Source organism: Colwellia sp. 6_MG-2023, assembly GCF_030547765.1.
Lineage (GTDB): Bacteria > Pseudomonadota > Gammaproteobacteria > Enterobacterales > Alteromonadaceae > Colwellia.
Genome location: NZ_JAUOPP010000003.1, coordinates 200115 through 213421, shown reverse-complemented (window position 1 = coordinate 213421; position 13307 = coordinate 200115). Strand labels below are relative to the sequence as shown.

Genomic DNA, 13307 nt, shown 5'->3' with positions numbered 1-13307 from the left:
AACGGCTCAAATGGTGCAGATGACCGTGCCGCGCTTCAAAAAGAAGTAGGTGCACTGCAACAAGAATTAACCCGTATTTCTGAAACCACTAAGTTTGGTGCTACAGCATTGCTTGATGGTAGTTTTGGTACAAAACAATTCCAAGTAGGCTCTAACGCCAATGAAACCATTAATGTTTCGTTAGGTAATATGGCAGCAGACTCTATAGGGGCTTATGAAGTCACAGGGGGAGGTACAGCAGCAGCAGCAGCGACAAATCTTGGTGATGCAGAAGATGCAACTCTTGCTAGTAACCACGGCACTACCACAGATAATTGGAGTTTAAATGGTAAAGCAGTAGCTATTGCTGCTGGTGATGGTGCTGCTGATATTGCAGATACTATCAACGCAGCTGCGACAGGAGTTACCGCTACTGCCTCTCTAGAGGCAACATTAGACAATTTAGACTCAGCTTCTGGTGGTGATTTAAAAATTGGTGGGGATACCTATGACTTAGCGACTTATGGTGGCGATGCAGCACGATTAGCTGAAGATATGGTTGCAGATGGTTATGATGTTGTTGAGAGTGGTGGTAGTTTAACGATTAAAGCGACTGGCGTTAACGGTATTGAGCTTGAAGCTTATGCTACAGGAACTGCAACATTAAGCGGTGGTACTGCAGCGGGTGTTCAGTCGGTGTCTTCTGAACTACATTTATCTTCACCTGATAAAATTGGTGTGTCGGGTGCTTCTGTTAATGAAATATTAGGTGGTAGTATGGCTGCAACAGGTGGTACAGCTGCCTTAACGTCAGTTGAAGATGTTGATATATCTGGTACAACAAGTGTTGGTGCACAATCTGCAATACAAACTATTGATGCAGCGTTAGCACAAATTGATAGTCAACGTGCTGATTTAGGTGCGGTTCAAAACCGTTTTAGCCACACTATCAGTAACTTGTCTAATGTAGCAGAAAATGTATCAGCGTCACGAAGCCGTATTGAAGATACTGATTTTGCTTCAGAAACAGCAACAATGACGAAAAACCAAATATTGCAACAAGCGGGTACAACTATATTGGCTCAGTCTAACCAATTACCACAAGCAGCATTAAGTCTTCTTGGTTAATAAATGGAAGATTTTGATTATACTTAAATGACGAAAGGGAATGGGTCTCAGCTCTTTCCTTTTCGTTTTGATAAACTGATCACGATAATTTATACTGATTCTTACGGTAAGTTGTTCATTGTAAAAGTACGTGGTGATTTAAAAGGAGTATGCTATGAATGTCCAAAATGGTAATGACCTAGGGTTAACAGGTTTAGCGTCAGAATATAAACGTACTAGTGATACAATTACTCAAAAGAATGCAATAGACCAAAGTACCGGTGAAACTATTACTGAAGATAAGCAAGTAAATAATACACAAAAATTATCAGAAGATATTGTTGATCATGAGCCCCTAAATGTTGAACAGTTAGATAAGGTGGCTCAACAATTGCAAGATTTTATAGGTGATTTAAATCGAAATATAAAATTTGTGGTTGATGAAGATTCTGGCCGAGATGTTATTAAAGTTATCGATAAGACTTCAGGGGATTTAATTAAACAATATCCTTCTGAAGAAGTCTTAACCTTAGTCTCAAAACTGTCAGAGATGGTTGGTGGTTTTGTTGATGCAAAAGTTTAATTAATTTTTAGTTAAATTTTACGTGCAGTATATTCTCAATTTTATAGGTTAAAGGAGAAATTTTCATGACAGGTATTTCATTTACCGGGATAGGATCTGGCCTTGAAGTCTCTACTATCGTAGATGCAATGGTTAGTGCTGAAAGTGTGCCTTATGAGTCGAGAATGGCTACGCTGCAAGGTGCATATACTACCGATATATCTGCAGTGGGGGCGCTAAAGTCAGCTTTAGAAGATGTGACCGCATCTTTTGGAGCTCTTGGTGATGAAGATGAATACCAACAGCGTACTATTTCAGGGCGAGATGATTTTGTTAGTTTATCATCAGATAAAGAAGCTGAAGTAGGGAATTATTCTGTAGAAGTTTTAGCTTTAGCTACCCAACATAAATTGTTGTCTTCTGCTATTGATGGCGATGAGGCGGTAGGAGAGGGAACCCTTTCATTTGCGTCAGGTGATAATACTTTTGATATCGTTGTTTCTGATACGGATACGTTGAGTGATATTCGTGACGCGATTAATGATAGCAGTAGTAATTCATCTGTTAGCGCAACTATTATTACTGACTCGTCAGGTCAGCACCTTGTGTTAAATAGTAAAAAAACAGGCCTAGATAATGCCATTACGGTCAATGCTACTGAACAAAGCAATAAATTAACCTCAGTCGCTGGGTTTACTTCAACTGATACTGTCGGCTCTGGTACATTATCTTTTGCTTCAGGTAGTAATAATTTTGATATTGCTGTTGGTGCTACCGACACGTTGTCAGATATTGTAACAGCTATTAATGATAGTGAAGATAATACCTCAGTTGTTGCTAGGATTGTTACCGATGGTACTGGCCAACATTTAGTGTTTAATTCTATTGAACCTGGAACTGCTAACGCGGTTACTGTTACTGCTGCTGATAGTGATGGTAGTAATGGTGATTTAAATGGTATTTCTCAGTTTGCATCTGTAAATATGGATGTGCCAAGTGTCAGTAATAGCGATATGACAGGTTTATCTCGATTATCTTCAGATACTACAAACAAATTAACCTCAGTGAATGGTTTTGATTCAAACGATACCGTAGGATCTGGTACATTATCATTTAGCTCTGACGGCAATAGTTTTGATGTAAATATTAGCGCAACAGACAAATTAGATGACATTGTTGATGCGATTAATAATAATGGTGACAATACCTCTATTAAAGCGAGTATTGTCATTGATGATGCTGGTGATGAACACTTGATGTTTAGTAGTCGACAGTCAGGTGATGTTCACGCTATTACGGTAACCGCACTAGATGATGATGGTGACGATAATGACATGTCAGGTATATCGCAGTTTAGCTCTGTTAATCAAACTGCGACCGCAAATATTGGACATATGTCAGAGGTTGATGCAGCCGCAGATGCATCAATTATAATTGATGGTACTATTGCTGTTACTAATAGTGAGAATACTTTTAAAGATGTTATTGATGGTGTGACTATTACTGCGAATAAAGTACATGATGTTGGTGATGATATTAGTAGAATAACAATTACCGAAGATAATGATAATGTAGCTGCAGGCATTAACACATTTGTTGAAAGTTTCAATGCTTTAGTTGCTTTAAGTGATCAATTAGGAAGTTCAAGTGAAAACGGCGGTGGTGCTTTATCAGGTGACTCTTTACTTCGTGGGGTTATGACTAAAATTCGTAGCCAATTCAATCAAGCATTTGATTCAGGTAATGACACTACATTAACGTTATCACAATTAGGTATTCGTACCGAACTTGATGGAACACTAAGTTTTGAGCAAGATACGCTTGATGACTTAATTGAAGAGTCTCCTGATAGAGTACAAACATTTTTTTTAGGAGCTGAAGGCGATAATGGATTTGTTAATAATATGGATGAGTTTCTTGGCTTTTATACTGACAGTGACGGTATAATACAACAACGAATGGATGGAAAAACAGCTCAATTAGATAAGTTAGACACTGAATATGAGGCTTTTCAGTTAAAAATGGAGTCATTAGAAGCAAGATTGTTATCGCAATATAATGCGATGGACCTTATTGTCGCACAGCTGAGCTCAACTGGATCATATTTACTAGCCCAATTAGAGAATATGCCTGGAGTCGTTAAATCTAGCAGCTAGCCTATAGTTAATAAAGCTATGAGTTAATCAGTACTATTATTCTGAGAAACACTACTAGACACTTTACTGTTAAAGTGTTTATTGGTGTTTTTTTCAGTGTGATTTAGTTGATTATAATTAATATTTATTATAAAGATCTCTTACTTTACTGCTTTTTTTTAGTTTTGTTACTTGTGTTGCTAATGCTTGCTTATTCTTTTGTGATAACGAGGTTAATTTTTGATCTAAGGTGATCATCTCATTAATCATTGTTAGTTCGACGCTAAGTTGCTTTTGTGTGTAGTTTTCAAATAACTGGCTAATAAGTGCTTGACGTTTAGCGAGCAAATTAAGTAATTGTTCGCTGTTTAGTTGATATTGAACTTCATTAATTGATAGATTATCAGTTAATATATTTTCATCATTTGACGTAATTGTATTCTTTACTTGAATTTCAAGCTGCAACAGTGCTTGTCGCGATATTTCTACAATGTTTTCAAGGCGAGTTTTTAGTTTATTTGGCATTAAAAACTGACCTTGCCTTGTTCTTCTGGAGGTATTGAGTCCCAACCTGATTTTATTGGAATAATAATAAGTGCTATTTCATTTAATAATTCAATATCGTTATTTGTGCTCGCTTCAAATAATTTTTCAGAGCTAAATGTATATAAAGCAGATAAATTTTCTGAAATATCACCACCTTGACTATGGTCAAGAGACCCCTCTAAAACACCTAGAATAGCAATAGCATTTGATATTTGAGCACCTTTTTTGGCATAGTCTTTTTGAGCGATAGCACCTTTAGCAGTTGCAATATTGTCCAATAATTTTTGAAACAACATAGCAACTAATTGATAGGGTGTTGCTTCTCCTGCATTACTTACCGTTGTTTGCTGGTATTTTTTTAGTGAAACATGGGCCATTACTTACTCCAAAGATAATAACACTGACTAGGTGTTAAATAATAAATGTACATTTTGTAAGTCAACCGATATATTTTTACATGTTGCATACATTTTATACATATTCTACATTAGTTACTTTCTATAGCGTTGTTATTTACAACAACTGAAAGTCCCTCGTGTTGTGCTTTTTTAAATGCTTCTATTAATATAGCATGGTTTATACCTTCAATATTTTCAATAAGGCCATTATCGGTAATTTCAATGTTATCCCAGCCTCTATCGACAAGATATTTTTCTATATCGGCTAATTGAGAATTTAAATCATCTTTCTTTACAAATATATTAAAGCCATATCGACTGCCTTGAACATGCTCATTATTTGTTAACATATACTCAGCACTACCATTTAAAATTAGCATTTTACTTTCCATTAAGTTAATAGGTTTATCATCATTATTCATATATTGTGCCAGTATTTTTTGACAGTTAATGATAAGCCTAAAAATTTTTAATAAGTAGCAGTTAAGTTAATACTTATTATCGGCTGAATGTATATTTTCTAAATACATTTATTTATTTAATCGATTAACTAAGTGACAAAATAATGACTTCTAGTGTCAATTTTTTGTTGCCTATTTAATACTAGTTGATAGAATCATGAATAGTATAATTCTAATCGGTATAATTAACAGTTGCTTATGAACTCAATACATCATACTCAAGGTCACAAAAAAATCCTTATTATTGATAATGATGTGGGTAGATCTCATCAAATGGCAACAGTATTGTCCTTTATTGGTGAGCATTTTATACAATGTCCTCCAAATACCATAGAAGAGTGTCTTAAAGAAAGTGAGTATATATTAACGATAATTCTTTCTGGGGATGTGTCATCTGAAACCATAAAGTTAGTTGAAAATAACCCTAAGATACCTTTTCTGTTACACGATGTTGTCGATGCTAATATTTTAGATGGTTATTTTAATGTTATTGCGAGCTTAACTATGCCGTTAAACTACGCCCAATTAACTGAACTTATCCATCATTGTCATCAATACCACAATAAATTACCCCGAACAGGGCCTAAGCTTAATTCGAGTGCTTTATTTCGCTCCTTGGTGGGTACAAGTAAGTTAATGAATGATGTTCGCTTTTTAATTGAACAAGTGGCAAGAAATCCTGCAAGCGTGTTGGTACTTGGTGAATCAGGAACAGGGAAAGAGGTGGTTGCACGTAATATTCATGATTTGTCTGAACGTGCAAATGGCGCTTTTGTCCCTGTTAATTGTGGCGCTATTCCTGCTGAATTATTAGAAAGTGAGTTGTTTGGGCATGAAAAAGGAGCTTTTACTGGCGCAATTTCAACACGAAAAGGTCGTTTTGAATTGGCTGAAGGCGGTACTTTATTTTTAGATGAAATCGGCGATATGCCACAACCAATGCAAGTGAAGTTATTGCGTGTTTTACAAGAGCGTACTTTTGAACGTGTTGGTGGTAGTAAAAGTTTAAGAGCAGATGTGCGTATTATTGCAGCAACCCATCAAAATTTAGAAGATATGATTAAAACTGGTGACTTTCGCGAAGATTTATTTTATCGCTTAAATGTTTTTCCTATTGAAACACCAGCATTACGAGAACGAAAAGAAGATATTCCTCTATTATTAAAAGAGTTACTTGCTCGCTTTGAACAAGAGCAAAAAAGAACAGTTCGTTTTACTGATAAAGCTATTGAGTCATTAATGGAACATTCTTGGGGAGGGAATGTTCGTGAATTGTCTAACCTAATTGAACGTATGCTAATTATGTATGGTGATCAAATTGTCGACGTAGCTGAATTACCGCAAAAATATCAACATATTGATGCCGAAGTATATACACCTGAGTATCCAGAAGAATTACGAGAAAGAGAGGCTATTAATGAGTTATTTGCTGGCTTCGATTACGAGGATGATAACGATGACGATATCACCGATAAAGATGGTATTGATGGCCTTAATCAAAGTGAAAGTCAGACGTTAGTAGCCGAAAATCATAACGCTATTTCAAATGAGAGTGTCTTGCCAAACGAAGGAGTCAATCTGAAAGAATACCTCGCTGAGTTAGAAGTATCACTCATTTCTCAGTCCTTAGTTAAACATCAATATGTTGTAGCACGTGCCGCAGAAACCTTAGGCATGCGCAGAACAACGCTTGTTGAGAAAATGCGTAAATATAATTTACATAAACCGGGCTAACTATACTGCTAATGCAAACTGTTATAGATGAAATTTGGCCCCTTCATGTGTTTTTAAATAACAGTTTAAACTCGGAATAACCTTACGAGTCAAGCTAATGCCAATCATTTGACAGTGTGATTTTAGTAAAAATAACACTTTAAAGTTTTGATAAATAAGAATAAAAACTGTGGCACGTATAATGCTTTAGTCAACGTGATATAAATTTATTTTGGACGTTGATTTTATGGCACTTGCACAGCATTTTATTGCTAATAATGGTTTTAACTCTGTAAAAATCCCACTGCTAACGAATGCATTGGCAGACTCAACTTTATTAGAAAAAGAGGCTTTTCCTGGTGAATTAGCGTCATTACGAGCGCAATTGTCTCAAAATAAGTCTACTCCAAATGAAGTTCGCCCACAAAAAAAAACACACCCTGGCCTAAACTTTCTGCAACAAAAAAATCGACATTCAAATTACACTGAAATGGCTGATCAGTTGATTGAAATGATGCCGACCGGTTTGGTTATGCTAGACGGTAATGGTGTGGTTGTAAAAATTAATAAAGTGGCTAGAGCTTTACTTGATGAACCTATTTTAGGACAACCTTGGTTTAGTGTGATTGCTCGTTCGTTTAAACCTCGTGCCGATGATTGGCATGAAGTATCTCTTAAAGATGGTCGTCGTGTTAAATTAGAGATAGCGAGTTTAGGTGAACAACCAGGACAGTTAATCATGATAACTGATTTAACTGAGACCCGCTTATTACAAGATAAAGTCGGTCAAATGCAACGACTGTCATCATTGGGGCGAATGGTCTCAACTTTAGCTCATCAAATTAGAACACCACTTTCTGCAGCTATGTTATATAGCGCTAATTTATTGAATAAAAGTATTTCTGATGAGTCTCGTGTTAGTTTCCAAGAGAAGTTAAGTTCACGGTTGCATGATTTAGAGCAGCAAGTTAATGACATGCTGTTATTTTCTAAAAGTGGTAATGAGCAAGTTGTTAAATCGTTGTCAGTTAATGAGCTGATTAATGATGCAACCCAATCAATGGATGCATTAATTATTAAAGCGAACGCGAAACTTAATATTCACTTACCTGATAATGATCATTTTATTTTAGCGAATAAAAATGCGTTAACTGGTGCCATTCAGAATCTTATTCATAATTCATTACAAGCAACAGATGCAAACAAAGTTAAACAACCTGTGATTAACATTCAAATTTATAGTCAGCATAATACTGTTTATATTAGTGTTAAAGATAATGGCGCAGGTATTAATACTAAACATATCGATAAAATATTTGAACCATTTTATACCTCTAGCCATAAGGGAACAGGGCTTGGGTTAGCGGTAGTGAAATCAGTTATGGAAGCACATCAAGGTAAAGTTAATTATTTAAGTAAGCCGGGAGAAGGCGCACATTTTTGTCTTAAATTACCGTTACTAAATAAGGCTAGTGAAACACAATATGAATCAGTACAAAACATAAACCAACAGGAGAAGTCTCATGAGTCATCATAAAATATTGGTTGTTGAAGATGATGCTGGTTTACGAGAAGCATTGATTGATACTATCACATTAGCTAATTATCAATGCATTGAAGCCGATTCAGCCGAAAGTGCGTTGCTTTTATTGAAAAACTATAGTGTTGATATTGTCATTAGTGATGTGCAAATGGGTGGTATGTCAGGACTTTCTTTATTAAAAAATATTAAAAAAAATCATCCTAATTTACCGGTATTATTGATGACAGCCTACGGCACTATTGATGATGCTGTTGAAGCAATGAAACATGGTGCTTGTAATTATATTGCTAAACCTTTCTCGCCAGAAGTATTGTTAAATATGGTAAGCCAGTATATACCATTGTCAGAGATTGATAAAAATACGCCGATTGTTGCGGATAAAAGCAGTGTTGAGTTATTAAGTTTAGCACGTAAAGTTGCCACAACGGAGGCATCGGTTATGGTGCTTGGTCCTAGTGGCTCAGGTAAAGAAGTGTTAGCGCAGTATGTGCATAATAATTCACCTAGATCTCAACAACCTTTTATTGCAATTAACTGTGCTGCAATTCCTGAAAATATGCTAGAAGCCACTTTATTTGGCTATGAAAAAGGCGCTTTTACCGGAGCAATTCAAGCGTGCCCTGGAAAATTTGAACAGGCACAAGGAGGGACAATCTTACTTGATGAAATCACCGAGATGGATTTAGGCTTACAAGCTAAAATTTTACGTGTATTGCAAGAGCGTGAAGTAGAGCGTTTAGGTGGTAGGAAAACAATAAAATTGGATGTGCGTGTTATAGCAACGAGTAATCGTAATCTTAAGGAATCTGTCAAACAGGGTGATTTTAGAGAAGATCTATATTATCGTTTAAATGTTTTCCCGTTAACTTGGCTGCCTTTAGCACAACGTCCAGATGATATTATACCGTTGGCTCAGCATATGGTGGCGAGTTACTGTCAAAAAACAGGCGAACAAGTTGCTGAATTTACAGCGGCAGCCCGAAGTAAATTAAATGCCTATAGTTGGCCGGGTAATGTACGTGAACTGGATAACGTTATTCAAAGAGCTTTAATTTTACAAAGCAATCAAGTGATTGATGCAAATAACTTAATGATTGAAAACTTTGAAACATCAAGTGTTAATGAAGTTGATAATATTATTGCACCTGAAGATAAATTAGGTAGCGAATTAAAGCTGCAAGAAAATCAAATTATTCTTGATACCTTGCAAGCTTGTCACGGTAGTAGAAAAGAAGTTGCTGAACGTTTAGGTATTAGCCCGCGAACCCTGCGTTATAAAATTGCCAAAATGCGCGATTCAGGTATTAAAATTCCTGCATAAATTATGTTTTCTATTTTCAATGTCAGCTGTTCATTTAGGCAGCTGACGTTATTTTGTCTTAAACACCCCTCATTCTTAATTATTCTATATTTTTAACCTATTGTTTTAATTTGGTTTATAATTATCTTGTCTGTGTATTCTATATTTGCAATCTATTGGCACTATGCTTGCAGAATTACTAGTTATATATAATTTTTATTGCGTTATAGCAAAAAATTGACACAAGTGAGACTACTATGGACATCAGTACTAATTCTTTATTCGCACAAATGCAAAGTATGTCATTACAAGCGTCTGGTAATAGGATTCCAGCCGTTGGTGGTGATATGGAAGGTATGCCAGGTGTTAATTCAGCAGGGAAAATTAACTCATCAAGTAATGATTTTGGTAATTTACTCACTGATGCATTAAAAACAGTTCATGAATTACAGCAAGATACCGGTGCTAAAAAAATGGCTTTTGAAATGGGAGATCGCAGTGTTTCGCTAGGTGATGTCATGATTGCATCGTCAAAATCTGGTATTGCTTTAGATGCTACAGTTCAAGTACGTAATAAATTTGTTGAAGCATATAAAGAAATTATGAGCATGCCAGTGTAATTTAAGCGGATCAAATAACCAATAGCGGCGTTGCTTTCAATCGCAATAGGCCAGCTATTACTCATTCAAGCGCCTTGCTCTTGATGATTTACTCTCACTTAAATGTGAGTATGAAAAATAAATAGCAGTAGTAAGCGGAGAAGTAAAGTGGCAGATACAAATTCAATGGTAGCAACAGATAATAATAGTTCCATGATTGCCAATGATTATGGTGATGATAACGCTATTGAAGAAAAAAAATCAGGCTTTGCCGCTGCTTTAGGTAATGCTGATACCTTACGTCAAATCACCTTAGTTGTCGCGCTATCAATCTGTTTAGCTATTTCTGTTTTTGTCATTATCCTCGCGAACGAACCTGAATACCGCTTTTTAGCGAAGCAACCTACAGAGCAACTTATTAAAACAATGGATTTTCTTGATGCCAATAAAGTTGATTATCGTCAAGAAAATAACACTCTCTCAGTACCAACCGATGAATATCAAACCATAAAGTTATTATTAGCCCGCGAAGGTTTATCAGCTGAAGCGACAGAAGGCGAAGATATGGTAATGCAAGATATGGGCTTTGGTGTTAGTCAACGTTTAGAACAAGAACGTTTAAAGTATGGTAGAGAACAACGCATCGCTAATACTATTGAAGAATTACAAAGTGTTTCACGCGCGAAAGTATTACTTGCTATTCCAAAAGAGAATATTTTTGCTCGCCGCGAGAAAAATCCTTCAGCGACAATAGTACTGACTTTACAGCGAGGACGTTTACTTTCGGCTGAAGAAGTTGATGCTGTTGTTGATATTGTTGCCTCATCAGTTCAAGGAATGAGTCCTAATCGTGTAACGGTAACAGATCAAAATGGTCGTTTATTAAATTCAGGCAGCCAAAATTCAGTGTCTGCTCGTTCGCGTAATGAATTAGATATTGAACAAAAGCGCGAACAAGAATATATGGATAAAATTTCTAATATACTCATTCCTATCGTTGGCCTAGGTAATTACACTGCGCAAGTGGATGTAACCATGGATTTTACCAATGTAGAAGAAACCGCTCGTCGTTATAACTCTGATTTACCTGCGCTGCGCAGCGAAATGAAAGTTGAAGATAGCACTATTGGTGGTTTATTAGGTGGTATTCCTGGTGCTTTAACTAACCAACCACCACTTGAATCAAGTATTCCAGAAGATGCAGAAGGTCAACAGGTGAAGTCAACACCAACCAGAAAGCATAGTGAATCAACTAAAAATTATGAACTTGATGAGGCGATCAGTCACACCAAACAGCAAACAGGGGTTGTTCGCAGAGTGAGTGTGTCAGTAGCACTTGATTATGTTGATGGCATCGCACCTGCAGTTGACCCTGAAGCTGAAGAAACAGCCGTTGCAGCGGTTGCTAAAATACCAAGAAGTGTTGCTGAAATAGCTTCTATTCGACGTTTATTACAAGGAAGTATTGGTTTTGATTTACAAAGAGGGGATGTTTTAGAAGTTATTACTATTCCTTTTAATCGTATTGATCTTGGTGAAGCTGATGTGTTGCCAATGTGGGAACAGTTATGGTTTTTGAAATTATCAAAACTTCTGATGGCGGCTGTAGTAATTATAGTGCTAATTATGGCTGTTGTTCGTCCGATGTTGAAACGTTTAATTTACCCAGATAGTTCACCAGATGATTATGGTGATAAATCCCTTGATAGTCATATAGATCTTGGTGATGAAACCATGGATATGCTAACGTCAGACTTCGATGCAGGTAATGTTGGTTTTGCTCCTGATGGTAGCTTACAATTACCAGACCTTCATCGTGATGAAGATATATTAAAAGCGGTTCGAGCATTAGTTGCTAATGAACCTGAATTGTCGTCTCAAGTAGTTAAAAGTTGGTTGACCGAAGATGAGTGATGAATTAAACACAGGCGGAGAGCTTACCGCAACAAAACCAAGTTTTGATATTAGTAAATTAGAAGGCAGTGAGAAGGCTGCGATTCTATTGTTAAGCCTATCTGAAGAGGATGCTGCACAAATATTGAAGCATCTAGAGCCTAAGCAAGTACAACAAGTCGGTACTGTTATGGCGGCAATGGAAGACTTCACACAAGAGAAGATTACCGCAGTACATAAACAGTTTATTCATGATATTCAAAACTTTTCTACTATTGGTTTTCAAAGTGAAGATTTTGTTCGTAAAGCCTTAACGGCCGCTTTAGGTGAAGATAAAGCTGGCAATCTCATTGATCAAATTATTATGGGCGGGGCGTCAAAAGGTTTAGACTCTTTAAAATGGATGGACTCTAAGCAAGTGGCAAATATTATAAGAAATGAACATCCCCAAATTCAAACGATTGTACTGTCTTATTTAGCACCAGAGCAATCTGCTGAAATTATGAGCCAGTTTACAGATAAAGTGCGTTTAGACTTGATGATGCGTATTGCTAACTTAGAAGAAGTACAACCTGCCGCACTTCAAGAATTAAATGAGATTATGGAAAAACAATTTGCTGGCCAAGCAGGTGCTCAAGCAGCCAAAATGGGTGGTTTGAAAGCTGCAGCAGATATCATGAATTATCTTGATACTAACGTTGAAGGTACACTGATGGACTCGATGCGAGAAAACGACGAAGAAATGAGTCAACAAATTCAAGATTTAATGTTCATTTTTGAAAACTTAGCGGATGTTGATGATAGAGGCATGCAGGCAATTTTACGAGAAGTTGAACAAGACGCGCTAATGAAAGCTATTAAAGGTGCAGATGAAGCTCTCAGAGAAAAATTCCTTAGTAATATGTCGAAGCGTGCTGCTGAAATGCTAGTAGATGATCTTGACGCAATGGGGCCTGTACGTATTAGTGAAGTAGAAGTTGCACAAAAAGAAATTCTTGCCGTTGCTCGTCGATTATCTGACGCAGGTGAAATTATGCTTGGTGGTGGCGGTGGCGATGAGTTCTTATAATT

General features: G+C 36.5%; 12 protein-coding genes. 9 read left to right on the top strand and 3 right to left on the bottom strand.

Features of this window, described 5'->3' with window-relative positions:
* The 3 genes from Q4503_RS03650 to fliD form a co-directional block, all read left to right on the top strand.
* A partial coding sequence (locus Q4503_RS03650) for a flagellin (RefSeq protein ID WP_303495252.1) occupies positions 1-1107 on the top strand: 1107 nt, incomplete at its 5' end.
* 154 nt (positions 1108-1261) lie between these two features.
* Complete coding sequence (locus Q4503_RS03645; RefSeq protein WP_303601398.1) at positions 1262-1669, top strand: flagellar protein FlaG; 408 nt, start codon at positions 1262-1264, stop codon at positions 1667-1669.
* A gap of 65 nt (positions 1670-1734) precedes the next feature.
* On the top strand, positions 1735-3804 hold the full coding sequence (fliD, locus tag Q4503_RS03640; RefSeq protein WP_303601397.1) for a flagellar filament capping protein FliD: 2070 nt from the start codon (positions 1735-1737) through the stop codon (positions 3802-3804).
* 117 nt (positions 3805-3921) lie between these two features.
* On the opposite strand, the gene Q4503_RS03635 is transcribed toward fliD, so the two are convergent.
* The 3 genes from Q4503_RS03635 to Q4503_RS03625 all read right to left on the bottom strand — a co-directional run bounded on the left by Q4503_RS03635 (position 3922) and on the right by Q4503_RS03625 (position 5149).
* A complete protein-coding gene (locus Q4503_RS03635) occupies positions 3922-4308 on the bottom strand; it encodes a hypothetical protein (RefSeq protein ID WP_215973363.1) in 387 nt (128 codons plus the stop codon).
* A complete protein-coding gene (gene fliS, locus Q4503_RS03630; protein WP_215973362.1) occupies positions 4308-4706 on the bottom strand; it encodes a flagellar export chaperone FliS in 399 nt (132 codons plus the stop codon). Before fliS ends, Q4503_RS03635 begins: the two co-directional genes overlap by 1 nt.
* 110 nt (positions 4707-4816) lie before the next feature.
* A complete protein-coding gene (locus Q4503_RS03625; protein ID WP_303601396.1) occupies positions 4817-5149 on the bottom strand; it encodes a hypothetical protein in 333 nt (110 codons plus the stop codon).
* A gap of 237 nt (positions 5150-5386) precedes the next feature.
* Here Q4503_RS03625 and Q4503_RS03620 point away from each other — a divergent pair, with 237 nt between their 5' ends.
* The 6 genes from Q4503_RS03620 to fliG all read left to right on the top strand — a co-directional run bounded on the left by Q4503_RS03620 (position 5387) and on the right by fliG (position 13305).
* Positions 5387-6922: a sigma-54 dependent transcriptional regulator gene (locus Q4503_RS03620; RefSeq protein ID WP_303601395.1), complete on the top strand. Its 1536-nt coding sequence runs from the start codon at positions 5387-5389 to the stop codon at positions 6920-6922.
* 226 nt (positions 6923-7148) lie between these two features.
* Positions 7149-8438: a PAS domain-containing sensor histidine kinase gene (locus Q4503_RS03615; RefSeq protein ID WP_303601394.1), complete on the top strand. Its 1290-nt coding sequence runs from the start codon at positions 7149-7151 to the stop codon at positions 8436-8438.
* Complete coding sequence (locus Q4503_RS03610) at positions 8425-9765, top strand: sigma-54 dependent transcriptional regulator (RefSeq protein WP_215973359.1); 1341 nt, start codon at positions 8425-8427, stop codon at positions 9763-9765. The genes Q4503_RS03615 and Q4503_RS03610 overlap by 14 nt, the downstream gene beginning before the upstream one ends.
* 236 nt (positions 9766-10001) lie before the next feature.
* The gene (fliE, locus tag Q4503_RS03605) at positions 10002-10364 is read left to right on the top strand and encodes a flagellar hook-basal body complex protein FliE (protein WP_303601393.1); all 363 of its coding nucleotides are present in this window, start codon (positions 10002-10004) and stop codon (positions 10362-10364) included.
* A gap of 192 nt (positions 10365-10556) precedes the next feature.
* Entirely contained in the window at positions 10557-12257 is a 1701-nt protein-coding gene (gene fliF, locus Q4503_RS03600; RefSeq protein ID WP_303601401.1) for a flagellar basal-body MS-ring/collar protein FliF, read from the top strand.
* On the top strand, positions 12250-13305 hold the full coding sequence (fliG, locus tag Q4503_RS03595; protein WP_215973357.1) for a flagellar motor switch protein FliG: 1056 nt from the start codon (positions 12250-12252) through the stop codon (positions 13303-13305). Before fliF ends, fliG begins: the two co-directional genes overlap by 8 nt.
* The last annotated feature ends 2 nt before the right edge of the window (positions 13306-13307 follow it).